Source organism: Lewinella sp., assembly GCF_050633125.1.
Taxonomy (GTDB): Bacteria; Bacteroidota; Bacteroidia; order Chitinophagales; family Saprospiraceae; genus Lewinella.
The window spans coordinates 24,781-50,203 of sequence record NZ_JBOEFX010000012.1; the positions used below are offsets into that span (position 1 = coordinate 24,781).

The 25,423-nt window shown below is 46.8% G+C and carries 18 protein-coding genes; 6 read left to right on the forward strand and 12 right to left on the reverse strand.

Going from position 1 to position 25,423, the window contains the following annotated elements; translation table 11 throughout:
• Nucleotides 1–36: 36 nt before the first annotated feature.
• The 5 genes from ACRBG0_RS02635 to ACRBG0_RS02655 all read right to left on the reverse strand — a co-directional run bounded on the left by ACRBG0_RS02635 (nucleotide 37) and on the right by ACRBG0_RS02655 (nucleotide 8,971).
• Entirely contained in the window at nucleotides 37–1,908 is a 1,872-nt protein-coding gene (locus ACRBG0_RS02635) for a lamin tail domain-containing protein (RefSeq protein ID WP_431485376.1), read from the reverse strand.
• A gap of 71 nt (nucleotides 1,909–1,979) precedes the next feature.
• Nucleotides 1,980–3,401, reverse strand: coding sequence for a SusD/RagB family nutrient-binding outer membrane lipoprotein (locus ACRBG0_RS02640; protein ID WP_431485377.1), 1,422 nt, complete (start codon nucleotides 3,399–3,401; stop codon nucleotides 1,980–1,982).
• A gap of 36 nt (nucleotides 3,402–3,437) precedes the next feature.
• On the reverse strand, nucleotides 3,438–6,686 hold the full coding sequence (locus tag ACRBG0_RS02645; RefSeq protein WP_431485378.1) for a SusC/RagA family TonB-linked outer membrane protein: 3,249 nt from the start codon (nucleotides 6,684–6,686) through the stop codon (nucleotides 3,438–3,440).
• Between the two features lie 22 nt (nucleotides 6,687–6,708).
• Nucleotides 6,709–8,196 carry an SLC13 family permease gene (locus ACRBG0_RS02650; protein WP_431485379.1) on the reverse strand — a complete coding sequence of 496 codons (1,488 nt, stop codon included), beginning with the start codon at nucleotides 8,194–8,196 and terminating at the stop codon, nucleotides 6,709–6,711.
• A gap of 7 nt (nucleotides 8,197–8,203) precedes the next feature.
• Nucleotides 8,204–8,971: an SGNH/GDSL hydrolase family protein gene (locus ACRBG0_RS02655; protein ID WP_431485380.1), complete on the reverse strand. Its 768-nt coding sequence runs from the start codon at nucleotides 8,969–8,971 to the stop codon at nucleotides 8,204–8,206.
• A gap of 185 nt (nucleotides 8,972–9,156) precedes the next feature.
• On the opposite strand from ACRBG0_RS02655, the gene ACRBG0_RS02660 reads away from it, so the two are divergent.
• The 3 genes from ACRBG0_RS02660 (at nucleotide 9,157) to ACRBG0_RS02670 (ending at nucleotide 15,199) form a co-directional block, all read left to right on the forward strand.
• On the forward strand, nucleotides 9,157–10,338 hold the full coding sequence (locus ACRBG0_RS02660; RefSeq protein ID WP_431485381.1) for a hypothetical protein: 1,182 nt from the start codon (nucleotides 9,157–9,159) through the stop codon (nucleotides 10,336–10,338).
• Nucleotides 10,339–10,882: 544 nt separating this feature from the next.
• Nucleotides 10,883–11,872, forward strand: coding sequence for an MBL fold metallo-hydrolase (locus ACRBG0_RS02665; protein ID WP_431485382.1), 990 nt, complete (start codon nucleotides 10,883–10,885; stop codon nucleotides 11,870–11,872).
• 540 nt (nucleotides 11,873–12,412) lie between these two features.
• Nucleotides 12,413–15,199 (forward strand): caspase family protein, encoded by a 2,787-nt coding sequence (locus ACRBG0_RS02670; protein ID WP_431485383.1) that lies wholly within the window; start codon nucleotides 12,413–12,415, stop codon nucleotides 15,197–15,199.
• Between the two features lie 8 nt (nucleotides 15,200–15,207).
• Here the strand turns inward: ACRBG0_RS02670 and ACRBG0_RS02675 are convergent, their stop codons facing one another.
• On the reverse strand, nucleotides 15,208–15,831 hold the full coding sequence (locus ACRBG0_RS02675; protein ID WP_431485384.1) for a 2OG-Fe(II) oxygenase: 624 nt from the start codon (nucleotides 15,829–15,831) through the stop codon (nucleotides 15,208–15,210).
• 238 nt (nucleotides 15,832–16,069) lie between these two features.
• Here ACRBG0_RS02675 and ACRBG0_RS02680 point away from each other — a divergent pair, with 238 nt between their 5' ends.
• Nucleotides 16,070–16,894 carry a hypothetical protein gene (locus tag ACRBG0_RS02680; RefSeq protein ID WP_431485385.1) on the forward strand — a complete coding sequence of 275 codons (825 nt, stop codon included), beginning with the start codon at nucleotides 16,070–16,072 and terminating at the stop codon, nucleotides 16,892–16,894.
• A gap of 9 nt (nucleotides 16,895–16,903) precedes the next feature.
• Nucleotides 16,904–17,305, forward strand: coding sequence for an alternative ribosome rescue aminoacyl-tRNA hydrolase ArfB (gene arfB, locus ACRBG0_RS02685; protein WP_431485386.1), 402 nt, complete (start codon nucleotides 16,904–16,906; stop codon nucleotides 17,303–17,305).
• Between the two features lie 267 nt (nucleotides 17,306–17,572).
• Here arfB and ACRBG0_RS02690 read toward each other — a convergent pair whose 3' ends face one another.
• The 6 genes from ACRBG0_RS02690 to ACRBG0_RS02715 form a co-directional block, all read right to left on the reverse strand.
• On the reverse strand, nucleotides 17,573–18,703 hold the full coding sequence (locus tag ACRBG0_RS02690; RefSeq protein WP_431485387.1) for a T9SS type A sorting domain-containing protein: 1,131 nt from the start codon (nucleotides 18,701–18,703) through the stop codon (nucleotides 17,573–17,575).
• 139 nt (nucleotides 18,704–18,842) lie between these two features.
• Nucleotides 18,843–19,664 (reverse strand): helix-turn-helix domain-containing protein, encoded by an 822-nt coding sequence (locus ACRBG0_RS02695; RefSeq protein WP_431485388.1) that lies wholly within the window; start codon nucleotides 19,662–19,664, stop codon nucleotides 18,843–18,845.
• 270 nt (nucleotides 19,665–19,934) lie between these two features.
• Nucleotides 19,935–20,279 (reverse strand): mannan-binding lectin, encoded by a 345-nt coding sequence (locus ACRBG0_RS02700; RefSeq protein ID WP_431485389.1) that lies wholly within the window; start codon nucleotides 20,277–20,279, stop codon nucleotides 19,935–19,937.
• Nucleotides 20,280–20,687: 408 nt separating this feature from the next.
• Nucleotides 20,688–21,671 carry an OmpA family protein gene (locus ACRBG0_RS02705; protein ID WP_431485390.1) on the reverse strand — a complete coding sequence of 328 codons (984 nt, stop codon included), beginning with the start codon at nucleotides 21,669–21,671 and terminating at the stop codon, nucleotides 20,688–20,690.
• A 271-nt stretch (nucleotides 21,672–21,942) separates the two neighbouring features.
• Nucleotides 21,943–23,364, reverse strand: a complete 1,422-nt coding sequence (locus ACRBG0_RS02710) for an MBL fold metallo-hydrolase (RefSeq protein WP_431485391.1) — start codon at nucleotides 23,362–23,364, stop codon at nucleotides 21,943–21,945.
• 92 nt (nucleotides 23,365–23,456) lie between these two features.
• Nucleotides 23,457–24,902 carry a hypothetical protein gene (locus ACRBG0_RS02715; RefSeq protein ID WP_431485392.1) on the reverse strand — a complete coding sequence of 482 codons (1,446 nt, stop codon included), beginning with the start codon at nucleotides 24,900–24,902 and terminating at the stop codon, nucleotides 23,457–23,459.
• A 153-nt stretch (nucleotides 24,903–25,055) separates the two neighbouring features.
• Here ACRBG0_RS02715 and ACRBG0_RS02720 point away from each other — a divergent pair.
• On the forward strand, nucleotides 25,056–25,423 hold a 368-nt coding region (locus tag ACRBG0_RS02720), incomplete at its 3' end, for a hypothetical protein (protein ID WP_431485393.1).

Genomic DNA, 25,423 nt, shown 5'->3' on the forward strand with positions numbered 1-25,423 from the left:
AGATTGCTTTTAGGTAATCAACAATGGCAACTCACCTTAGAAAGAAGATCCATCCGTCTTCGTCCCAGGAGAAAACAGCAAGGCTGGGTTTGCAGTTGTGTGCAGCATGAAATCGCCGCTGATATCCGGCGAACGACTCACCGATTGGTCGGCTCCGAAATCAATACCTGCGCCTTCTCCTTGCGTATCAAAGGTAAGGAAGACTTCCCCCAGTAAATCTAGAATAGTAATGACATCGTCGCCATTGGAGAGGTTCATGTTGCCAGTCGTAGAAACCCCCACCTGAGCACCCCCAAATCCACCGCTTGGTATACCACCACCGAAGAGCACATAAACTCCTCCTGGAGGAATAATGGTGCCGGCAGGGAAGGTGTGCCGTGGTTCATTCAAATCGAGGTTGGTAGCATCAAAAAGGGTGAAGCCACTAAGGTCAACGGGCAAGTTTGAATCGTTGACGAATTCAATAAATTCATCCTCAGAAGCACTTCTTACACCGTCGCCATTGGCATCGCCAGGAAGGTCTGCTGGTGGATCAAACAAGACTTCATTGATGCGGAAGCCCAGGCCTGGTGTATCTCCTTCTGTACCCAGGTTCGTTCCGTCGGCTTGCTTGCCGGGAGAGAACAGCAGCGCCGCATTTGCCGTCGTATGCAAAGTGAAATCACCATTGATGTCTGGCGAACGGGTGACCGACTGATCGGCACCAAAGTCAATCCCTGCGCCTTCGCCCTGTGTGTCAAAAGTAAGGACAGTGTTGCCATCAGCATCCTGAAGGGTAATTACATCGTCACCATTAGTGAGGTTCATGTTGCCACTGGTGCTTACGCCCACCAGTGCGTTGCCAAAGTCACCTGATGGAGACCCGCCACCAAAGAGTACATAGACGCCACCAGCTGGTATAACAGTACCGTCCGGGAAGGTGTGGTTAGGTTCGCCACTTGCCAGATTGGTTGCATCATATAAGGTATAACCGCTAAGGTCAATCTCCTGGTCTGAATCGTTAACAAACTCTATGAACTCATCTTCGGAAGCACTACGGGTACCGTCGCCATTAGCGTCGCCTGGGTCGCCGCCGGGTGGATCAAATAGCACTTCGTTGATGATAAAGCCCTGGTCGGGAAATCCGTCTCCATTACTGTCTAGGTCGGCGTCCAAGAGGGTAATGGTCACAAGCTGAGGCGTAAGTTCTTCGGCATTGTCGACAGTAGCGATACTCACTTCAATAGTTTCAGTTCCTTCTAACACTCCGTCTGTTATTGCGGTAAGTACCACTTCGGTGGTTGTTTGGCCAGTGGCTATTACAAAAAGGCTGGCATTGGTTGTATAGTCAGTGCCTAGGGTAGCGGTGCCGTCAAATCGCAGCTCTACGGTTACACCTGATTCCGCTTCTTCGCTCAGGTTAATCGAAATAATTGCAGTTCCGTCGGTTTCACTCATAGCACCGACATTACTTGCCAAACTAACGTTGATCGGAATAAACGGTGCAGTCGTGAAGGTCAGGGAATAGCTTTCCTTGAGGGAGTTACTGTCTTCGCCGTAAATGCCTGCGGGTAATGCGAGCGTATAGGTCGTCTCATAATCCAAGGCCGTGCTGGGCGTAAGGGTGAGCGTGGAGTTGGTATTGCTGTAGGCCGCATCAAAAGCTACCGCCCCACCACTGCTGGATAAGCTTAATGCGGAAGTAACTTCTGATGTTTTGAGCGTATGTGAAAAAATGATCTCAATGCTGGGGTTTTGAGTAATGCCGTCTACGCCATTAATGGCGGCTTCCCCGTCGATCTTTTGCGAAAGAATTTGTAAACTGTCATCAAAAATGATGTCCTCGTCATTGCTACAGGCATTGGTCAGCATGATTGTGCAAACCAGTAACAGTGAGGGTATATATTTGAAAAGGTAGGAATTTCCCATTATGGTGATTTTTTAAAAATAAGAAATTTTATGAGGCTCCTATTTAAGGAACACAAGAAGGTATCTCACTTTTATTTATTGATATCAGTTGCTTCAAATAAGCCAGGAATAGGGTTGGGGACGTTGGCATTCCGGTCTATTTCTGTTTGTGGATACAGGAACCTGCCCGGAATTTCATTACCCGTATTTGGGGGGACTTGAACCTTTACGGTCGTTTCTCCCGCTGTACGCCTTACATCATTAAAGCCTTCTATTTGGCCAAAAAAGGTAACATAGCGTTCTTCCAGGATTTCCTTCAGTAAAGCATCGTCAGGGGATAGACCAGCAGGGTTTTCGAGGCCTCCATTGTTGAAGTCTTCACTGACGTAAGCATCATAACGAACTTGGTCAGGGTTGGCATTGACCAGGTAGCCGCCGTTGTTCATAAATGCGCGGTAGTCATTCAAATGCCCTAAGCCGGTATCAAAACCTTGGCTACGAAGTCCAGCTTCGGCCAGTATGAGCAGGTTCTCCTCGTAGGTAATGATCGGTGCATTAGCCGTTTGTGCGGCAAAGCCATCGGTCGTATTGGGTTGTACGCCCAAGCTATTGGTGCTGAAGTAAAAATTGAAGCGACCCGTCTCGTCGGTCTTGTCGTTGCCTCGGTAATTTTCAGGAATAGGGTTGGCGGCAGGGTTTGCCTGCAAAAGGCTGGTAATATAATCTGCCGTAATCACATCTGAACCTCGTACTTCTACCGCAAAGAAGAGATAGGTGAGGTTTGATTCTTCGATACCGGTACCATGGGGAGCGTAGAGGGCATTGGCCATACTGCTGATTCCATTACTAGCGGCGGCATAGGCGGCGGCATAATTCTTGGTCTGTAAGAACAAGCGCGCCTTTAACGAATAAGCAACTTCTATCCAGGGTGCAGCCGCACCGTCAAAATAGATGTCTGCACCACCAGCCGGACGATCGGTACCAGTTTGAAGATTGATGATCGCTTCGTCGAGCAAGGATTGTATACCTGCATAAACGCTGACCTGGTCCTCATAAACGGGATTTTCAACCTCAATTTGTCCGGCTTCTTTGAAGGGGATATCACCGTAGAGCGAGGCACCCACTCCGATGGAGAGCGCCTGCAAAATTTGGGTAATCCCCTTGGTGATGCCTGTAATCCCTTCTTCCGCAGCAGCGGATTCTGCTTCCACCGCATTTCGGTAGGTGTCTACATAAAGGTCATACCAGAGGCTGTTGAAATCACTCGTAGTCAGGGTGTAATTGTAAAAACCCTGATGTTGGCGATCAATGCCTTCGTAGTAGCCGCAGAAAATGCCAGCTCGGCGAGCAGTCTCACCAGTATTGAGAATGATATTGCCTACTTCTGATCCAGTCAAAATATTTTGATAAGAAGCAGATGTAGGGTTGTTGGGGTCTTGATTGATACCGTCGACGAGATCGCCGCAGGCTGTCAATAGTACCGCTATGGTTGTGAATAATAGTAATCGTTTCATTAGTACCTTTTTTAGGTTGCTGAAAAGTGAGTGTTATTAAAAATCAAGCAGGAGGCTAAAGACGTACGACTTGGTGCCTGGATTATTGAAGTACTCAATTCCCCGAGCAGCACTGATACCAGACAAGTTGGTGTCTGGATCGTTGCCTTCAAATTCTGTCCAAAGCACAAGGTTTCTACCAGTAGCGGATAGCTCCAATGAGCTGATGCCGATTTTTTGGTCAAGCCAGTTGGAGGTCAAACGGTAAGACAAAGTCAGTTCGCGCAGGCGGGTCCATGACCCATCTTCTATGTACAGTTCGTCATTACCATTGCTGAAAAATCCTCCGTCTCCATTGTACCAGGACTCCGTAAGGGCAACGGGACCAGCACCGAAATCTTGAACGTTCCCCCGGAAAGTTTCGCCAATATTGATAATGTTGCCATTGTATTCTACCAGGTTGCGGGTTGCCGTCACTTCGTTGCCGGTAGACTCCCAGAGACCTAAATCAGCGAGTACTGACTTTGTACCTGCGTAGATGTCAGCCCCTTGGTAGGTTTCAAAAAGGGCAGAAAGGCGGAAATTTTTAAAACGAATACCTGTAGATACCGCCCCCTGCCAATCTGGATTGGGATCACCAATGATTCCTTCGAGTTCATCTTGTACCGGGAAGCCGTTTTCGTCAAAGATGATATTGCCATTTTCATCACGTAGGCTGCGTGAGCCCCACAATACACCGAGCGGCTGGCCTTCAACAGCGCGAGAGTTAACCGCAGCAAGACCACCGAGTTCGATAGATTCTACACCGCGAAGGTCCAAAACCTTGTTTTTCACTTGCGTGAAATTGGCGGTGACATTCCACGAGAAATTTTTGCGTTCGATTAGCTCAATACCTAAGTCCAATTCGTAGCCGGTGTTTTCAATCTCTGCACCGTTGGTATAAACCTGGCTGTAACCACGCGAGTTGGCAACCGGGAAATCAAGCAATACATCTACTGTTTTATTAGAGAAGTAAGTACCACTAAGCGAGACTTTGTCTTCGAAGAAACGCAGGTCTGCTCCGATCTCCAGCTCTTTCTTACGCTCAGGCAAGAGCGAGGCGTTTCCCCGATTTGCACTGGGTACAAAACCACCATTGCCATAGAGTCCTAAATTGAGACTGCCTCCGTATTGGTCACCAATACTTGGCGATACAAAAACATTGGAAGTGTTGTATCGGGCAGGTTGCACACCTACTTCACCATACGATAAGCGAAGCTTACCAAACGAAAGGGTATTGCCATTCAGACCATCAATTTCTGTAAACTGCCAAGCCAAAGAAGCAGATGGAAACAGGAAGGTATTGTCAGCATCATCGCCAAAGGTAGAGGCAGATTCCGCCCGGATCGTTCCTGTAAAGTACAGCATGTCCCAGCCATTAAGCGAAAGCGCAGAATAGACACCAGCGGTACGCTCCTGTCCTTGAGAACTTTGCGTAGTAATGTTCTCAAGCAAGGCATTGTCTTTGTCGCGTACCACGCTGGCCACATCTACAAACTGGATGAAATTGACGGTGTTCACGCCGTTCACATCCCGAGTGCGGGCATTGTAGTTAAAACCTACCAGTAAGCTACCTCCAAAATTACGGTTGAATTTATGGTTGGCTTTAGCAATATAATCCATGTTGAAAATCGTATTCGCAGCGATGGATTGCTCGTACAAACCTGCCCGGTATTCCCCCGCTGCAGAACCAGGTGTGAAAAATTCGTTACGCTTTTCACTATAGTGATCAATACCTACTCGGCCAATTAAATTTAGCCAGGTTTTAGGCGTCGCTGTCAATTCCATGGAGGTGATGAAGCGGTCCACTTTAGCTAGGTTTTCCTGTTCGTAAATAGTCCACTGAGCATTGTTGTAAACAGGGCTGTCATCGGCACCTAGTGGTTCTCGGTAGGAACGGTGGCGGTTGGGGATAGGCGAACTGGTGCCACTGGCGTAGTAGTCTCCTCGGTAGCCGGAATTGTCAAAATCAACGGGGGTACGGAGTAAGCCAAGGTAAAGACCTGAAGAGGTGGCTCCTTTTTGGATTCGATTGGAGGCCGTACGAGAGTAATTCGTAGTAAGCTTCAACTTGAGCTGGTCCGAAAAAAGGTGGTTCACATTGAAACGTGCCGTCGTCCGGCGATAGTCAGAGCTGTTTTTGATAATCCCTTCCTGATTCATGTCGCCGAGACTAAAGAAAACAGCAGTGCTATTGTTACCTCCGGTAATACTCAGGTTGTTTTCCAAGAAATAACCATCCTGAAAAATCTGGTCAAAATTGGAATCATCGTAGAGCGTTTGTGAGTTCTTGTTCAGAATAGGATAGTAGGTACGGCCATCCTGATCAACGAAGAATTCGCCAGAGGTATCATACTCGTCAGGGCCACCAGGGCGATCAGCAATGCGGTCTCCCCACGAGTCACGGGCACGGGCATCAAAAATGCCATTGTCTCCCTGCCCGTAGCGGGTTTGCAACGGATAGCGCCGATTGATAATGTCCAGCGAATAGGTCGAACGTAGCGACACCTTGGTTTTGGTCGCAAATTTGCCACTCTTGGTTGTTATAAGGATCACGCCACCCAGGGCTTGTGTGCCATAAAGCGCAGCGGCAGAAGCTCCTTTCAAAACAGAAACACTCTCAATGTCATTGGGGTTGATGTCATTTAGGCGTGACTCCTGGCTTACGCCGGAACGGTCGCTGTTGCCGCGAACATCATTGCTAATGGGAATCCCATCTACAATAATCAGGGGCTGATTATCACGCGTAATGGTAGATAAGCCTCGGATTTGGATGTAAGCACCAGCTCCCGGATCACCAGAGTTGCGCGAAATTCTCACCCCCGAAGACTTGCCCGACAAGGAGTTGAGCACGGTGGCTTCACCGGATTTTACGAGGTCTTCTCCGCCAACATTGGAGCTGGCATAGCCAAGCTGATCCTTGTTTTCGGCAAAACCCAGGGCTGTGACGACCACTTCGTCGAGTAAGCCAGCTTCTTCCTCCAACACGAGGTTGAGTTCGGAAACCGCGCCTACAGGAACCGTCTTACTGGCAAAACCAATATAACGGAAGGTGAGTAGTGCGTTTTGATCCTTTACGGTAATCTCGTAAGTGCCGTCAAAAGAAGTGATGGTGCCATTGGTAGTACCATCTTCCATGATGGTTACCCCGATCAGTGGACCTCCTTCAGTGTCGGATACCAATCCGGTAACCGTTTTTTGGGCATAGCCACTTGTGCTAAAGAGGCAAAACAAGGCAAAGAGCAATAAATGTATTCGTTTTCCCATGATTGAAAATTATTAGTTGTTATTAATTTTTAGATAAATTGGCCGGAAAGCTGAATGGATCAAAATTCCATAAATAGGGGAGGAGTAAATAAACCATCACTGTGATAATGAGTATTGAAATGATATTCATCCAAATACCAGCCTTGGCCATGTCGATGATTTTTAGATAGCCGGAACCAAATACCACCGCGTTGGGTGGCGTAGCTACGGGAAGCATAAAAGCACAAGAGGCAGCTGTTGTAGCACCTACCATCAAGATGTAGGGATGAACGTTGATACCCAGTGCCAGTGGTGCCAAAATGGGCAGCATCATCGCAGTAGTCGCCAGGTTGGACGTGATTTCGGTCAGGAAATTAACTGCCGCAATAAGGATTAGTAAGAGGAATAACAGAGCGACCCCATCAAGCAAGGTCATTTGGCTCCCAATCCAATCTGCTAAACCGCTGAATTTAAACCCTTGCGCAAGTGCTAGCCCGCCGCCGAAAAGTAGCAGAATGCCCCAGGGGAGTTTCACCGCTTCTTCCCAGGTAATCAGCATACGTTTTTTATCTTTGGCAGCAGGTAGAAGAAACAGTACCAAGCCCGCAATCATTGCAATAATAGTATCGTCAAGGTCTGGAATAAAGCGCTGAAGTAGAAAAGAGCGACTGATCCAGGCAAAAGCCGTTAAGGCAAAAACAATCAGGACGCTTCTTTCTTCAAAACTGATCTTACCCATGGCTTGCAAGCGTTGCTGGATGGCTGGTCGCCCGCCTGGAAATGCCGTTACCTTGATTTTGAAAGCGTAGTTGGTGAGGTATTTCCAACAGATAAAGAGCAGGATAAGGGAAACAGGTAGCCCAAAACTGATCCACTGTGAGAAAGTGATTTCTACTCCATATTGCTCCTGAATGATCCCTGCTAATACCAAATTGGGCGGCGTACCTATCAAGGTGGCCATTCCGCCGATAGAGGCACTATAAGCGATAGCCAGCATCAGCATTTTTCCGAAAAGGGTGTTTTCGTTCTCCTCTGTGCTGGGGTCATCTTTGAGTTGAGAAACGATGGCCATGCCTATGGGAATCATCATTACCGCAGTAGCGGTATTGGAGATCCACATCGAAAGGAAAGCCGTTGCCACCATAAAGCCCAGCACGATCCGCTTCATATCAGTACCAATAAAGTTGATAATATTCAGCGCTATCCGGCGGTGTAGATTCCATCTTTCTATAGCAATAGCCAGAATAAACCCTCCAATATAAAGGAAGATGTACTTATGCCCGAACGAGGCCGTTGTTTCTGATAAACTCAGTGCTCCAGTGAGCGGAAAGAGAACAATGGTGAGCAACGAAGTCATCGCAATCGGAATGGCCTCGGTGATCCACCAAATCGCAATCCAGAAGGTGCAGGCCAGTACGGCATGCCCCTCTGTACTCAGCCCCTTCAGGTGCATGAAGTTATAGCTCAGTAGAAAAATAAGCGGGCCGGCAATCAGCCCAATACGTTGTGCATTCCAGGTAGAATTTTTCAAAATGGACCTATTTTTCTGGTGATTCAAAGGGTAGGCCCAAGATGTCGGCAGCTACTTTCTGACAAAAGAGGGCATCTTCTTTGGACTGAATATTGAGGTAGAGTTTTTCTCCCGCGTGATCGGTGCTGAGCAGGCGAATGGGCAGTCCTACGGGCGACTGTCCTGTGAAAACGCCATAAAAAACACAGGCGGTCAGGTAAGTACCTGTAGGAGAGGGATGACTCTGGTCAGGGTCGTACAACTCAATATCAGGGCGTAAGCTACGGGCGCGCTCCCAAGCAGGCCCAACGGGGACTACCGTTGCGCCGCACATGCGAGCCAGTTCTTCGTATTTGGAAGTGATAGTTGCCTGCATATAGGGGTCGAATGCTCTGGCCCAAGTCATGTACAAGAATACGCGAGCTCCTTTAGCTTTGGCTTCGTTGGCAAACTGTTGGCCATAGTGAAGCAAAGTGTCTGGTGCATTGAGGGCCTGCATGCTGAAATCCTGCAAAACGACGGCGTCGTATTCCCCTTCTCTGAGCAATTGCAGTGATTGGAGCTTCTTTTCTCCTCGCCAGTGCTGGGCCAGGGAAGTTCCCCCGCTGGTAGATTGTCGAGTAGTGATATTTATCTTCTGGCTTTCAGCCATTGCTGCGACCTGATGAGGTAGGTTCCAGAAGTAAGTGTAACTATTGCCAATAAAGAGAACCTTCTCCGGCGTTTGGGCGGATGCGCTTAAGCTAAATAAGAGAAATCCAACAGTGAGTAAGGTAGTGTGAAAGGCTTTTGTCATGATTAGAGATATTCGTTAGGGGGTTCTTTTATTACCAAATAAGAAGTTATCTTTAAGGAAGACGCCCAAAGTGTGCCCGCAAGATAGCAGGTGAAACCGGGTTTAAAAAGAATAATATTTTGTTTTATAAACTTTTTACAGTATTTTATACCATTTTACACTTTTTTACACACGTTTGAGCCTGCATGGAACAAAGTTTAAAGGATAAATTCATCACCAAACTGGAAGAGAAATATGGGGCTTGGAATAAGTCGACTTCCAAGTTCGGAGCCACGTCATTTGGTGTCATTTCACAGGATTTAAGTATTAGTGCTAGCCAGTTTACCAAACTTATTTATGGTACAGCCACAGAAGGAATGTACCAACGGTCGATAGAAAATATTAACCGATTACTCCAACGGGAATCGATTCGCATTGAATTAGCAGCAACCTTAGAGGAAAAGGAGGAATTGGAGCGCGCCTTGCTCAAAAGACAACAGCAGATGGCTGCCAACCGGAAAAAGCGCATCCCTTACGTCCTGGTTTCACTTTTGACAGGTGCTTTATTGGCTTATTTGGTGCTGCCTCAGCTAGGAGGCGATGAGGAGGTAATGGTTGCTGGTGACCACCCCCTGAGCATCTATTTTGACCAAGATTTTAATGCCAGCTTCAATTCTCCTTATCTGGATATTGCCGAGGTGCAGGATTTTTGCCCTTGCAGTGCTTACGAAGGTGAGTGGGGTTTGAGTAATCAGTATAAACTGCCGCTGCCAGGGTCTCGCAGACCAGGGCTTTATTATTTGGCAAAAAGTGCCGATGTGCGGATGAAGTGTTCTCGTTATGATACCACAGCCTTGGGGCAGGGTTATGTGTTGTCGGCCTATGAATACTTAATTAATGAAATTTGGTTGGATACCAAAATGACCCCACTAAGCCCTACTTACTTCAACCAGGAAATCTTATCCTTTACCCAGGAATTTGAAGAATTACAGTTTGAGGGCAATCCTCAGTTCCAAAAGGTCGCGACGATTCATTCTTTCTTTACCGACAAATTTGAAATTTACCAGGACTCCATCGTACGCAAAGGAGAACCCTGCGGCCGCTACGCATCGGATGTAAACCAGGAGCTAGCAGCTGAATACGAGATTGATATCAAATACATTCTCAAAAACGTCCTCGGCAACATGACGACTACCCGCTGCTCTTCCACCGTAAATCCTTTCTGTGATCCCAATGACCTGAAGGAAAAAGAGAGCACCATATTATTTGACTGTATCTACACCATTAATAATGAAAACTTGGGCATTGGTGGTGGCTATCCTTACCAAAAAGGCTACCTTCTGAAGAAGCAGAACTATGCCGATAACCTGATCTGTGCTTGCGAGTGAGTACTGTTTCCCTGATTGATGGTTTGGGGCCATGCCGGTAGGGGAGTTGCGTTGCAAACGCCCCTACGGCACCGGGCTGTTCGCTCTTACCTTCGGTACCGCTGCCATCCCCTTGTCCTTAGTCCCTCCGGGCCTCGCGCTTCAGCCCCCGGCTTGCGCACTTAACCCATTAGCAGTAGCAAATGTACCCTGCTGGCGGGGTCGATTCACAGAATCGGGGGTGGATTCTCTCCAGTCATAGTTGGGTTTGCCTGAGTCGAGGGGGATAACTCACGGCGAGTACAGCGAGCAATGTGCGACCTCTGCCGAGGTCAGGGCTAAAGATAAAAATGAGTCTCGCTCCTGTTAGTTTCCAAACTAACAGGTAGTATCCCGCTGGCCTCCGGACTAGCACTACCAGTACTCCTCACTAAACCCCACCACCTATTTTTACGTTTCATAGTCTCTATACCGATCTTAAAGCGGTTTGGGCTTTTGCCCAAACTACTTAGTTGTCGGAATATCTCCATTTGCGGATAGAATTCTGCTAAAAATCACCCCCTCTTTGGAATACCGATACAATCCCGAGCTCCCCATCATTCGCCCCAACTGGCAGGGCAACCCCTTTAAAGATGGCGCTTTTCAATACCTGCAAGATCCTTTCTTTCCGGAATGGAAGACCGTCCTGCGGATGCTCATGACCCCCAACCCGCAGCGCCGCGAAAAGAAGGCCGACCAGTGGCGACCAGCCATACTGCCATCTACAGATTGGATAGCCGATAAAGACCGCGACTTTTTGGTGTGGCTGGGCCATGCCTGCTTCGTGATACAACTGGGCGGCATTCGCTACATCACCGACCCTGTGCTGAATGGAATGCCCATGGTGCCGCGCCTCGTGCATCCGCCTTTCCCAACGCCGCAGATAACGGGCGTGGATTATATCCTGATTTCGCACGACCACCGCGATCATTGTGACCAAAAATCGGTACAGCAGCTCCTAAGCGCGAACCCACAGGCGAAAATCTTCACTTCCCTCGGCATGGAGCGCACCATCAGTAAGTGGATAGGCGATACTCCGATGCAAACGGCAGGCTGGTACCAGCAATTCAAAAGCCCCAGCCACGAACCCCAACTGACGTTCTTGCCCACCCGGCACTGGAGCCGCCGAGGCTTGTTTGACTTCAACCAAGTACTGTGGGGCGCATTCCTATTCGAGTACCAGGGCAAACGCCACTATTTTGGCGGCGACAGCGCCTACCACTGGCCCTTTGCTGATACCGGCGAGCACTTTCCCGATATCGACATCGCCATGCTGGGCATCGGCGCCTACGCCCCCGATTACATGATGCAAGGCGCCCACATGAACCCGGAAGAAGCCGTGCAAGCCTGGCAAGACCTTGGCGCCAAACGCTTGCTCCCCATGCACTACGGCACCTACGACCTGAGCAATGAACCCGCCAGCGAGCCCTACCGCCGCATCCAAAAAGCAATGGCCGAGCAAGAGCGGAGCCATGATTTGATCTTGCCAGGGGTGAATGAGGTGGTGTATTTGTAGGGTACTGTTAATCTATAGGTTAATAGCCCCTCCTTCAAAAGGGAGGGGTTGGGGTGGGTCGTGAATTCAAGCTGAAAAGCGTCACGCATATATCGCCTGTACCTTTTGTCTTAAGGGCGCGAAGCAGCCCGTATCTTTCTAGTGCCTTTTGCCGATGCCCCCAAAGGCACACCTCCAGCAAAATCCAGCCTACTTGATCTTTTGATACGTTTGCCCTATTTATCAACAGCACGCCCCTCGTATTCAGATTTAATTTTTATTTTCACGATCAGTCCCCGTATACTTCGGCAAGCTTAGATTTGTGAAAAATTGACAATGCTATTTTTTTGGCTAGTAAGGCAAAAAACGTAGCCATAGCCTGAGCTAAGGCGAGGCTTTTTAACGCAGCTAGCCGAGAAAAGAGCAAGACAAAATTCACAAATTTAGGGTTGCCGAAGTATATATCGAGCTTCAGCTCAATGATTATGTCTGCTTGCACGAAACTCCAAGCTACAGTCCTACGCTTACGATCAAAAACATCACCCCTACAAAAAAAACACCATGCAAAAAGCCTTTCTCACCCTGAATACGGAAATACACACGACAAGGATCAATCGGATAGCGACGGATGCTCAGGGTAAATACGTATTGACAGCTAGTTTAGATAAAACCGCCAAACTGTGGGACAATGCCAGCGGGCGCTTGCTCCAAACGTATCGTCCCCCTGTTGGGGAAGGAAATGAGGGTATGCTGAACGCTTGTGCCCTATCGCCCGATGGGCAGGAGGTTGCTATTAGTGGTTGGACAAGCAAAGGTGGATTCAATAATAGCATTTACATTTTCAATGCCTCTACCGGTATTTTAGAGCAGCGGCTCTCAGGCCTCCCTAATGTGATCCATTCTTTAGCCTTCTCCCCAAACGGACGTTATTTAGCAGCTTCTTTAGGAGGACAAAATGGGGTTCGTATTTTTCGGCGAGGTACCTACCGGGAAATTTTCAGTGACCCTGCTTATGATAATTCCAGCTTTAACCTGGTCTTCTCGGCTACGGGCCAGTTGGCGAGTGTGGCCAACGATGGATACCTTCGTTTGTACGATAGTGATTTCACCCTCCTTCAAAAAACAAAAACCACAGGTGGCTCCCAACCTTTTTCGGTCGCCTTTTCCCCTGGCGGAATTTTGCTCGCACTCGGTTATGATGACAGCCCTAAAGTACAAGTACTTGACAGGAAGACCTTACAGCTAGCCTACGAACCCGATATTACTGACGCTGATGATGTAAGTAATAGGTTTCATTGTGTTGCTTTCTCTCAAGATGGGAAAAAGCTGATTGCTGGTGGAATGCTATCAAAATACAAGGATGGTAAATGGTGGCATCAGCTACGCTGCTGGGAAGATGCTGGAAAAGGAAGTTATCAGGATTTTACTGTAGCCCAGACTACCATCATGGATGTTAAGTCGCTGCCCAATGGTAATGTTTTGTATGGAAGTGCTGCTCCAGATTGGGGTATTATCAATCCTATTAACGGAGAAAAACTCGTTTACAAGCCCGCAGAACTGTTTGATTATGGGCTTAAGAACAAATCTCACTTTAAAGCGAGTAGGGCTGGTTTTGAAATAGGGTTTACGGCTGTCAATCATCCAGCATTCACTTTTGATGTGGGAACACGTATTTTAGAAGAGGCAAGTTCTAATATGCCTACCTTTCAAACAAGCCGGGGGAATATTGACATTACGGAATGGGGGGGTACGTACCACCCAGCCCTTAATAGTAAGCCTTTATCCTTCCTGAAAAAATACGAAAAATGCTATGCTGTAGATATTGCTAATAATGAACAAAGTATCATTTTCGGTGCAGGTTTTGGCCTTTACAAACTAGACAGTCAAGGTAATAAAATTTGGAACACCCCAACCCAGTCAGTAGCTTGGGCCGTGAAAATAACAGGGAACAACGAACTGGTCGTCACCGCTTTTGGCAACGGCCGCATCTGCTGGTACCGCATGAGTGACGGGGCGCTTCTCCTATCTCTTTACCTTCACCCAGATCAAGAGCGCTGGGTACTCTGGACGCCCTCTGGCTACTATGATGCGTCAGCGGGCGCAGAAGAACTCATCGGCTGGCACGTCAACCAAGGGGCGGATCAAGAGGGGCTTTTTTATCCAATCTCCCGCTTCCGTAGCCAGTTTTATCGGCCGGATGTGATTGATATTATCTTGGAGGAACTGGATGAGGAAAAAGCACTAGAGCGCGCCAATACCGAAGGGAAACGTAAGGCAAACACCCGCTCCGTTTTGCAAGAGCTGCCCCCCAAGGTGAGAATTCTCTCTCCCGCCAAGGGCGAGACGGTCGACAGTACCAGCATCAAACTCAAATACAGCATGGAATCGCCCGATGGCACTCCCATCCAGGCGGTGAAAATCCTGGTAGATGGCCGCCCGGTAGGAAATACCGTCAGGGCTGGACTCCCCAGCGGCACCACCGAAGAAATAACGGTTGATATCCCCTCCAAGGATTGTACCGTGGCAGTAATTGCCGAAAACGAGCACGGTAGCAGCGAGGCTACCAGTACCTACCTCACCTGGCGCGGTAAAACGCCCGTGTATGTGGCCAAGCCCAAGCTTTACTTGCTGGCGGTAGGCGTTAGTACTTACCAGCATCTCCCTCCATTGCAATACGCGGCGAAGGATGCCCAGGATTTTGCGGCAGCATTCGCGCAGCAGAAAGGAGTGATGTACAGCGAAGTGGTCACTAAAATCCTCACCAATGACGAGGCCACCAAAGATGATATTCTCGACGGCCTCGACTGGATCGTACACGAAACGACTAGTAAGGATCTGGCAGTACTCTTCTTTTCAGGGCATGGACTTGATAACAATGCAGGTACTTTCTTTTTTATGCCCCAGGCCGCGAGGACAGAATCCCTCCGCCGTACGGGCGTCATGAAGGAGGCCATCAAAGAGGCGATTGCGACCATACCCGGCAAAGTGATCACTTTTATGGATGCTTGTCACGCGGGTGGTCTCATGAAAGATACTCGCCGAGGCGGTAGTCCGGATATCAGTCGTATCCTCAACGAGTTTGCCTCGGCAGAGAATGGATCAATCACTTACTCCTCCTCTACAGGCCGGCAGTATTCTTTGGAAAATACGGAATGGCAAAATGGTGCATTTACCAAGGCGCTGGTGGAAGGCCTCGAAGGCAAAGCCAAAGCCTCCGACGGGCGCGTCACCTGCAAATCACTAGACGGCTACGTTACTGAACGGGTGAAGACCCTCACCAAAGGCAAGCAATCACCCGTGACTAATTTTCCGCCCGACACGCCGGACTTTACCATTGCCGTGTTTTAGGTCTGTATTTATGACCGCTTCAACCACCCTGCAATACTGATCCGTGGCCTATCGGGCGCAGCGTGTACCTCATGCTCCGTTTCGTCACTTTTGAAAAAAACGAGACGACCGCCCATAGGGTAAACACTCAGGGTGTCATCACCGATGTAGAGACTCAATGAGCCACCGTCTTCTTGCTGCCAGTTTTCGTTGAGGTAAAGCACCATCGAGTAACGACGGCCTCGATTGGATTTGAATTGGTCAAGGTGGCGTTTGTAAAAGCTGTTAGGCTCATAGTAGGCGTAGTGGAACTCAAAGTCATTGATCCCGGTATAGCAGGTAGCATTGAGGTAGGCAATGAAACGTTCTATTTTGGCAATGAATAAAGCTTCCAGTGGATTTTTGGAATTTTCGTTGATCCAATAAATGACGTCGCCCCGGATTTCTGCGTTTTTTTGATAGTCAAAATTTCTTCCAACACCAGCAGGATACATGAGTCCATCTTGGTGGTAGGCCTGAAGATTCTCCCGCAAGCCATTGATTTCTTCCGGTGTGAAAAAGTTGTCACACACGCCATATTCGTTGTTGACAAGTGCATCAATCAATAATTCAAATTGCTGTTCTTCAGCTACTAAAAGCGTCTCGTTGACCATGTTTTTTTGTTTTAAGCACAAAAAAAAGCCACCAGCCCTGACGGGTTGATAACTCACGCAATTAATCGGAGATGGACGCCCCTGTTTGTAGGGCATACGTCGCTCAAAATATGGGACAAAGATACACGCTTTTGAAATGCGATGCTGAGGAATTTTTGCAAAATTAGTATCTTCTGGTGTTGTCGGAACTTTTCTTTCCCTTGAAGTATTCTTCACAGTGCTAATACCACAAAAATCTATGTCTACGACCATACCTCCACGTCTGTGGATCGTTCACCGTCCGGAAACACACCATGCACTAATTATCCGGCGCGGGCCAGGGAAAGTTACGGGCTTCTTTGGCTGGAATCGGCGCACCAATGAGGTGGTGGTAGGGCAGTGGATGAAGAGTAAAGTGTACCCTTTTCGGTCGGATATTTCCCCGAAAGGGAACTACGTTATTTACTTTTCGTTGAATGGTCGCTGGACTTCAGAAGCAAAGGGGGCCTACACAGCGGTGTCTCGTTATCCCTACCTAAAGGCACTGGACTTGTGGCCGAAAGGCGATGCCTGGCATGGTGGAGGATTGTTTGCAAATGAAAAGGAATATTTGCTCAATGGTATTTATATCGATAAGCCATTGCATCAATCTGGAAAATTTAAGGTTAAAAGAGGGGTGCTATCATCTCCGGTTCGTAGCGGCGAAGATCCGGGGATTTATTTCCCGAAACTGCTACGCGATGGTTGGGCGTTCAACGAAACCAGGAAGGAAGGGAAAGATACAATTCATCATTTTACGAAAGCTGTAAATAAGCGATTGACGCTGGAGAAGTCGTTCCATGTATCACTGAACTCGCCAGTAGGAAAAGGGGTTTATTATGAGAGCCACAAGATCAAAGGACTTGAAGGCCCCACATTGAATACAATTGGTCTTGAAAACCTGGATGCTTACCGTAGTCACCTGTTTTGGACAAATGCCGGGCAATTGTTTATGGCTCGTTTTAAACATGACCAGGTTTCTACACCGGTATTGGTACACGATTTTAATAATTACGAATTTTCGGCGATACCTGCGCCATACTAATAGAAAATAATGAATACTCAGCTCCTCCTTCATGAAGTTACCTACAAGGCCACACGCAGCAGTGGCCCGGGCGGGCAGCACGTCAATAAGACGAGCACCCGGGTAGAACTGTATTGGAACCTGGAGGAGTCACAAGCGGTGAGTGATGCCGAAAAGGCCCTCTTGCGCACTGCGCTTGAGAGTAGGATGAATAGGGAAGGGCAGATTGTACTCAGCGCCAGCCGCACCCGTAGCCAACTGAAAAACAAACGGGAGGTAACCGATAAATTTATCAAGTTGCTGGAGCGAAAAGTACAGCCTCCCAGGGTGCGCAAGAAAACCCGTACCCCCGCAAGTGTGAAGCGAAAGCGGTTGAAGAATAAACGATTCACTTCCGAGAAAAAAGCCAATCGTCGTCGGCCAGATTATTAGGAGCAGGTACTGGATATAGGCCCGGATTTTCCAAACCAAAAGATTGGTTAACTGGTTAAAACGTCCAATATCCTTCCAAACCAAAAGATTGGTTAACTGGTTAAAAAGTTGAAGAGAGCCCGAGGTCGTATTAATTCCGATAAATATTGTTCTACTAATCTATGACTTGGATTGTTTCGATGGGATGAATTTCCCGAAAATGAACACGCGCATTATTTTACAGGCGTGATGCGCGTGTCTGCTCCGTTATAGCAGTGTCATCAAAACTTACTGCTTGACAAACTTCCTGGTTAGTACGCCCTCTGGATAGTGCAACACCACATTGTAGGTGCCTGGCGCGAGATTGTTAAGTTCAAATAGGGTATTGGAAGAGGCTTTGGGCTTGGCTAGCACAAGGCGACCTAAAGCATCGTAGATTTCAATTGGTATACTTCCTTGTTCTGAATGCTTAATGGTAATACTGTTTTGAGTGGGGTTGGGGAAAACTTCTACTTCCTTGGGGACTAATGGCAATTCCGTACTGACTGGCGTGTTTAAAACAATTCTTCTCAGCCGACCTATATTTTGGCCATAACCCGAATCGCAGACATATAAGGTATCCTCACTTGGTGAAAAATGTATACCTAGTAGTGCCTTGAATTTTGCAGATGCGAGTGGGCCATCCTCGTAGCCTGATAGCCCTCCTGTAAGTGTGCTGATTGTGCCCTCCTGGGTGACTTTAAGTACCCTGGAACCTGCCGTTACGTAAATACAAGCGTCCTGTTGTCTGAGAGCCAAGTGGCCAGCGGTTGCTCCAATATTTACCCATAATTGAAGGGTGCTATCGGCAGGGTTTACGCGGTAGAGACGCTCGTTGGAGTGGACGATCAAGGCTCCGTCGGCTCCGATAGTCATGGCTTGTGGGCGGTAAAGCAGCGGTGAGTCGATGTATAAACTCACCTGCCCGGTTGGCGATATTTTATGAATCTGATGCCCCGCGTAGGCCGGAGCATTACCCCAACTGGCCACATAAATATTTTCATCTGCATCGATTGCAATGCCTGAAGGGCCGTCTAAGCCAGTAGCAATGATATTGTTTTGGCCTGTGTTCAGGTTGTGTGCAGTTACAGTGTTGTTATCGTAGTTGGTAACAATCAGTAGGCTGTCACGGTATTGGTCTACATCTACTGGTCCGAAAAAACCTGTTGCGAAATTGGGATTGTAGGTTTCTTGCTGAATATCATAACGGCCTACTTCAAAGCCAGCAAACCCTCCGGAGGCAATGTAAATGTTGCCGGTTGGGTCAACGTGTAGACCATCTCTGAGTTCCGAATTAGAAATGACGGTTTCTACGTATTGTGCTTCTGCACAGGGGGGAAATATTAAGAACAAAGAAAAAAGGAAAAGAGCAGTGAGCATTTTGATTGGTTTAGTGGGGTGAAACAGCAACTGTTGCGTAGAGATAAGGTGCTGTACTTTGATCAATATTAGCTCTTGCAAAGATATTCTGCCTACTAGGCCAGTGATTGTAGAAATGTAAGGTGCCCTTAATAAAGATTCATAGATCCCAATAAATAAATTGTTTCTGTTTAAAGAAAGCAGAAGGCGGTTGGTGTAAAATAGATTTAAAGTCATGTATGAAATGTGCTTGGTCAAAATAGCCTCCTTCCAGTGCTATTTGTGTTAGAGACAAGTCATTATTTTTGTAAATATTATCTACTGTTTTCCGGAGGCGTATGATCTTGGCATAGGACTTGGGAGAGAGCCCTATCTTATCTTTGAAATACTGATGGAAGTATTGTCGACTGACATTCATTTTATTACAAAGTTCGGAAATCTGCACTTGCCCATGGCTACTTAGGATTGAATTGAAAGCATGAACCAAAAATGGCTTTACAGTTCTGCTGGTATGTAATTGTTGGATGGCAAACTGTTCAAATAAATGAATAACCTGAGCTGCATTTTGCACGGTATTGATTTGCTCGGAAATAGGTGCTAGTGCTTTAGTGATATCCCTAGTTGCGGTTGCACAAGAAGATAAGCTGTTGGCCGAATGCCCGAAGAGCAACTCAAAGGCCCAAGGGTAGATTTTGATTTCAATCCAAACACCCTTGCCAATCACTGCTACCTGATTACCTTGTTTTGTTTGTCCCCAAATAAATGATTGAGGAAGTTTTTTTAGAGGCTGGTTAATTGTTGCTTCATAAACGTGTAAATCTTTTAGGAAAATTAACTCTATGAAGCCATTAGGTACAAAGAATTGGGCATTAGAAAGACTTTGGCCTAATGGAAAATCCAGGTCGAAATAGTCCCAGGAATGAATCATCGTATTGAGGATATCATTTTGTATTTCACCCTTGGGTTGAGTAATCAGCTTCATCGGTCATCAGTAAATAAAGAGGTAGCCCCTATTGAAGTAGAGTGCTTCGTTTAAAGAAAATAAACGAATAGAAAACCTCCTGTGCTCCTTGCAGTCTTGTTTCATTGTGTGGAGCGCAGCTATGACCTTGTAAACGGGGCTTTATCTTCCGCAGGTGATCAGCCGACTTTGCGAAGGCAGCGTAAACCATTTTTTATCAAACTGACCTGTTGCTTATTAAGCGAGCAAACTCCTTAGAGCTTGCTCGCTGTAATTGAACCGTTTTTGAAATTAGTACTTGTACAGAATTTCGATAACGCTCATTACACCTTCGGTGATGGTTTTCCATTGGCCAGTGAATTCTGCACCGTAAGAGGCCGCAATAGCTGGGCCAATCTTTTGCGCTTCGTCATTACTCCAAAGAGGGCCAGCTAATACGAGTGTTTTAAACTCGTTTTTGCCATTGTTTTTAGTGTTGAGCTCCACTTCAATAACACTCATTTCACTTTCAACGACGGTCGTCCACTGGCCAGTCCAAGTGCCTTGGTGAGCTGCTGCTACTTTTGGCGCTTTTTCTTTGGCATCGTCATTGCTCCATAAAGGACCTGCAGGGATGTTTACTTTGTAAGTTGACATAATTAAATATGGGTTGTAATTGCCTACTCTGATAAAATGGATTTTCGGCATTCTCCATTGTTCCAAAATTAAAAGTATAATACTATTTTGGAAGCACTACAAAGTTAAGGAGAATGCAGTTTTTGCGATAGGGTATTTCTACTTGTATTTTAATTTCAGGTATAAGTACTTGTATGTTTTTTTGATATTTATTAATATTTTAATATTGAAATTAAGATTGGGTTGAATAGCGGAAAAGGCCATGAGTAAAAAAACATGAATCATCCCTGATTTTGGCTGAGGCCAAAGTCCGGTCTGGTTTTAATTTAACGATAGGTTTTGCGGTTGGTTAGCACGGATTTTTATGACAATCAAAATTCGGGATGACTCATGTTTACTTTGATGAAAAGTAAAAGAGGGAGAGCTACATCAATTGCTCAACACCAGTTCCACTCGGCGGTTCTTTTCCCGCCCAATGTCTGATTCATTGCTGGTACGCGGTGCCAAGGGGCCTACACCTTGTGCTTCCAGCCGTTCTTTGGCGATGCCATAGTCATTGACCAGCTTGTTGACAACCGCAGCAGCACGCTCTTTGGATAAACTGAGGTTGTAGGCTAGATTTCCTTTGTAGTCTGTATGCCCAACGACGAAGAATTTCGAGTCGGCGTTTTGTTTGAGGTAGGTAGCGATGACCGCTAAAGCATCCGCAGATTCTGGCTTGACAACGGCAAGATCAAAATCAAAGAAGATGCCGGAAAGGGTAACAGTACCTTTGGTGGCAATTTCCCGTGCCAGGTAGTCAGGATCAATAGTGATTTTGCCATCATCCAATGGCTTTTCTTCAATTACATCCACTTGTATGACTACGATATCAGAGCGGTATTGGTAAGCAGAGACGGTAACAAAGACGTTGCCCTCCGGTTTTTCTAGCTTCCCTGCTGCGAAACCGTACCCGCCAGAAGAGGAGGAGCCAGTGTTCAGTCTACTCATACTTGTTGTTGGTAGGGGGTTCTTGCGGCTAGCAACGGGCATCCAACTTTTGCCACCAACATCATTAGCCTTCATGCGATCGCGGTTAGGGTCGCTACCTTCGGCGAGCATTTGAAAACCTGCTTTCTGTAGTGCGTTACGGTAATTTTGGTAGACCTCGTTCATCGTGTTGGTCGTATTCCGTAACTCATAGTTATAACGGTATACTTTTCCCTCTAGGTCAATCCACTCGTCAATGTGTTGGTATCCGGTCACGGGGCCGGTGGGAATGTGGTACTCTGCAAAGTCTTCCGCGTTGCACCAGATGATTTGGGCATCCGGATAACGGGAAATAAGCGGATGATCAGTACACCCGTCTACATCTTGGGCTGTCATCAGGAAAGGAAGTAGTAATAGCAGAATTGTTAAATAGGAGTTTTTCATGATAGGTGGTTGTTTAGTAATTGGTTGACTACTAAAGTAATAAAGTGTTTTTTTATAAAAACATTATAAGCACATTTTTTGCTGTTTTTAAACTATACCCGGTACTAAGTGGAAATGTTTCAAACCATTTACTAACAGGTATACATAAGGTAGGTAAGAAAATCAATGCTCCTGTTAGTTTCCAAACTACCCCGACCTTCTTGGTTGGGATCATATCCCGCTGGTCTCTCGACCAGCTCCAGGCACTATAGACCTGTCTACAAAAATCTCTCTACCCTTTGTTTAATGTGGAAGGGCATACAAAAGTCGTCAGCGGTAAATCAGCATCGCCGAAATCCGAGAAAGCTGCCTGAACATTTACGACATCCTGAAAACCACGAGCTTTCAGGATAGATGCTGCAACAGTAGAACGGTAGCCGCTACGACAATGCAGGTGGTAGGACTGGTCGCGCTGGATTTCATGCATGTGCGCATTGATAAAATCGAGTGGGAAATTTTGACTGTTTTCCAAGTGCTCTGCCTCCCATTCGGAAGGTTTGCGGACATCCAGGATCGCTAATTCAGGGTTAGCTTTAAATCTTTTCGCAAAGGTTTTTAATTGAATGGTATCAATGGTGTCTATCTCTTGTCCGGCGGCTGTCCAGGCAGGGATACCACCCCGGAGATAACCCAAGGCATTGTCATAGCCTACACGTGCCAAGCGGGTTACCGTTTCCTCTTCGCGCCCTTCAGGGGCTACAATAAGAATGGGTTGCTGAAGGTCGGTAATCAGAGCGCCCACCCAAGGAGCAAAGCTGCCGTCGAGGCCAATGAAAACAGAATTTGGAACAAACCCTTTTACAAATTTCTCCTTACTGCGAACGTCAAGAATCAGTGCGCCGTGTTCATTAGCAACAGCTTCGAAAGCTGCTGGAGGCAAGGCTTGAGCACCGCGCTCCATCACTTCGTCGATATCGGCATAGCCTGTTTTGTTGAGCTGCGCATTCTTCGCGAAATATTGTGGAGGAGGTAATAGCCCGTCGGTTACTTCACGGATGAATTCCTCTCTGCTCATGTCTGCCCGTAAGGCATAATTGGATTGCTTCTGCTCGCCCAGCGTACTCCAAGTTTCTGAACTCATATTTTTGCCACAAGCCGAGCCTGCACCATGAGCAGGATAAACAATGACATCGTCTGGAAGTGGCATGATTTTGTTGCGCAGACTATCAAATAGCCAACCGGCAAGGTCTTCTTTTGTAAGACTCCCCTTTTTCTGCGCTAGGTCTGGGCGGCCAACGTCGCCAATGAAAAGGGTGTCGCCGGTGAAAATAGCGTGTTCTTTACCGTTTTCGTCAAGGAGTAAGTAAGTCGTGCTTTCTGGTGTATGGCCTGGTGTATGTAATACGCGAATGGTGAGCTTGCCCACCTGGAACGTCTCTCCGTCTTTCGCCAGGTGCTTTTCGTACGATGTTTGAGCTTCCGGGCCGTAGACGATAGTAGCCCCTGTTTTCTGAGCCAAATCAAGGTGGCCGGAAACAAAGTCAGCATGGAAGTGTGTTTCCAAAATGTACTTAATATTAGCACCTCGTTCCTGGGCTCTTTGTAAGTAAGGTTTTGTTTCCCGTAAAGGGTCGATAACGACAGCTTCGCCTTCGCTTTCAATATAGTAAGCACCTTGTGCCAAACAGCCGGTATAGATTTGTTCGATGTACATTGACGTAGTATTTTTTGTGCTGTCTTTATTTTCTTCTGTTGACAAAAACACAGTATCTCCGCAGAAGGTTGGCATTATTGACCTGGCGGTGCTTAATCCAGTTCTATTTCCCGATAAGGCACCTTTCGGAATTGAAAGTATTGCAAAGGTAAATCATCGTTCTTAATGAAATCTGGTGCGAAGGGAACATTCAAATAAAGATTGGGTTCATCAAAACGCCCGTCCAAATCACCACGCTTGTCAGCTAGGTAGATACTGCGACTAAAATCCGGACCTTCCAAAGAGGAAAGCATGGTCGTTTCACAACTCAATGCCCAGCCTATCCACAATTTCTCATAGTTGAAGTCTTCAAGATAAGCAACGGCTTTGGGATGTTCCGGGCTGGTATGTTGTGCTAGGGCATTTTCTAGATAAGCTAGCCTTTCCTGAAAGAATACTTTGCTGTCATTGATCCTGGCCAAGCTGAAAATCAATAAAAGTGTTATTGTCGGAACCATCCATCGTTGTCGTTCCCTGCCCCAGTGAAAGGCTAATGGAAGCGCCCAAATGACACCTAAATGCACCATGTAGCCATCAAGCATGATGAGGATTTTAGAACTCAAGTAGGCATGCATAACGATAATTATGCCAAGCAGGATCAAGAAACTTAAGCTGAGATAGAGTGCGGAGAAAAAACGCTTGCTGAAGAGGAGTAAAATAAGGCTGACCAAGAAAACAACAAAAGGAAGTACATACTGGGCATCAAAATACGAATAGATAACCTCTGAAATGTAATAGTCATTGTAGTTTTCTAGGACTTCCCATGCTTCACTCAATCGATCTGCACGGTCTGCCTCGTAGGCATTTCGTTCCACGAGAACAAAAGAGAAAAGCAAAAGTACCCCCGTATAAATGCTGGTGGCCCAAAAGCGCAGATTTCTCCATTCTTTCTGGAAAATCAGAACAAAGCCTAAGCTTATCGTTGTTGTGATAGTGATGAAAGGGTGGGCGGTATGAAGTAAGCTGGCAATCGCTATGCCTACAAGGACATCCAGCCACATATTTAGATGGGAAAACTTATCCTTGGGCTTGGTTAACCAACCAAGTAATAAAGCCATGTAGACGATAGAAAGAACAACTTCGCCTACCGGGCCATAAAATTTATAGCGCATACTTAACCCCAACGAGAGCGCTAGGAATAGTCCTGCTTGCGGGTTTTTAAACAGGTATACAATGATGTTGTAAGCAGCGTAATAAAACAAGATGAAACCCGCAGAATAGGCCATCAAAACCGCTTTCAGTGACCATCCGAGCTTGATCCCCAGCAGCGGGAAAAGCTGAGGGAGATAACTGATTGAACGATGATGCCCCGTGAAAAAACCCTCGTGAACAATAACCTTAAACGCATAATAGGCGCTATCCATGGCCAGCATCCGCTCTTTGTAGAGAACAAGGCTCATGATGAACATTATCCCGAAGAATAAATGCCCCATCAAATGCCACGGCCAGTCGGTCGAAGTTTTTTGCAACAGTGGGCGGAAAAAAGATAATTTGTGCATTGAAATGTAAGTCGTGAATATGGGCGCAAAGTTAGTTTTTCTTAACTTTTTACAGCCTTCTTTAACGATACGGTAAAGAAAAGGGAGCCTATAGAGGGTTACCTTTGCCTCGATTTATTTAGATAACTTCAGTACTTAAAACCAAAACTAATCATGAAGAAACTATTTATTTTACTCGCTATTGCTAGCTTGTTTACCATTGATCTTAGTGCTCAAACCCAGTACAAAATCGTCACCGTTGTCGAGTCGATTGTTCCTGCTGGACTTGGCCGCTCAAGAATAATTGAAGAGAAAGATGATGCAGATTCCGCAGCTGCAACTACTAGTCGAACTGATGGTAAAGAGAGTAATATGGACGATGTGCGCCGGCGTGATTTGAAAATCGACAATTTTGAAGAAACGAAACTTCTAAATTTCTTCAGCTTGGGAGGTATCAATTTTCAAAATGTAGCGTCTAATGATGCCATGATTACCGATAAGCTTAACGTGCTTACCGCCGAAGGTTGGGAACTTGCTTTTGT

What these genes read in the sequence shown, in the direction of transcription:
- ACRBG0_RS02635 (WP_431485376.1), bottom strand. Translation starts at nt 1,908, where the DNA reads ATGGGAAATTCCTACCTTTTCAAATATATACCCTCACTGTTACTGGTT.
- ACRBG0_RS02640 (WP_431485377.1), bottom strand. Translation starts at nt 3,401, where the DNA reads ATGAAACGATTACTATTATTCACAACCATAGCGGTACTATTGACAGCC.
- ACRBG0_RS02645 (WP_431485378.1), bottom strand. Translation starts at nt 6,686, where the DNA reads ATGGGAAAACGAATACATTTATTGCTCTTTGCCTTGTTTTGCCTCTTT.
- ACRBG0_RS02655 (WP_431485380.1), bottom strand. Translation starts at nt 8,971, where the DNA reads ATGACAAAAGCCTTTCACACTACCTTACTCACTGTTGGATTTCTCTTA.
- ACRBG0_RS02660 (WP_431485381.1), top strand. Translation starts at nt 9,157, where the DNA reads ATGGAACAAAGTTTAAAGGATAAATTCATCACCAAACTGGAAGAGAAA.
- ACRBG0_RS02670 (WP_431485383.1), top strand. Translation starts at nt 12,413, where the DNA reads ATGCAAAAAGCCTTTCTCACCCTGAATACGGAAATACACACGACAAGG.
- ACRBG0_RS02675 (WP_431485384.1), bottom strand. Translation starts at nt 15,831, where the DNA reads ATGGTCAACGAGACGCTTTTAGTAGCTGAAGAACAGCAATTTGAATTA.
- ACRBG0_RS02680 (WP_431485385.1), top strand. Translation starts at nt 16,070, where the DNA reads ATGTCTACGACCATACCTCCACGTCTGTGGATCGTTCACCGTCCGGAA.
- arfB (WP_431485386.1), top strand. Translation starts at nt 16,904, where the DNA reads ATGAATACTCAGCTCCTCCTTCATGAAGTTACCTACAAGGCCACACGC.
- ACRBG0_RS02690 (WP_431485387.1), bottom strand. Translation starts at nt 18,703, where the DNA reads ATGCTCACTGCTCTTTTCCTTTTTTCTTTGTTCTTAATATTTCCCCCC.
- ACRBG0_RS02695 (WP_431485388.1), bottom strand. Translation starts at nt 19,664, where the DNA reads ATGAAGCTGATTACTCAACCCAAGGGTGAAATACAAAATGATATCCTC.
- ACRBG0_RS02700 (WP_431485389.1), bottom strand. Translation starts at nt 20,279, where the DNA reads ATGTCAACTTACAAAGTAAACATCCCTGCAGGTCCTTTATGGAGCAAT.
- ACRBG0_RS02705 (WP_431485390.1), bottom strand. Translation starts at nt 21,671, where the DNA reads ATGAAAAACTCCTATTTAACAATTCTGCTATTACTACTTCCTTTCCTG.
- ACRBG0_RS02710 (WP_431485391.1), bottom strand. Translation starts at nt 23,364, where the DNA reads ATGTACATCGAACAAATCTATACCGGCTGTTTGGCACAAGGTGCTTAC.
- ACRBG0_RS02715 (WP_431485392.1), bottom strand. Translation starts at nt 24,902, where the DNA reads ATGCACAAATTATCTTTTTTCCGCCCACTGTTGCAAAAAACTTCGACC.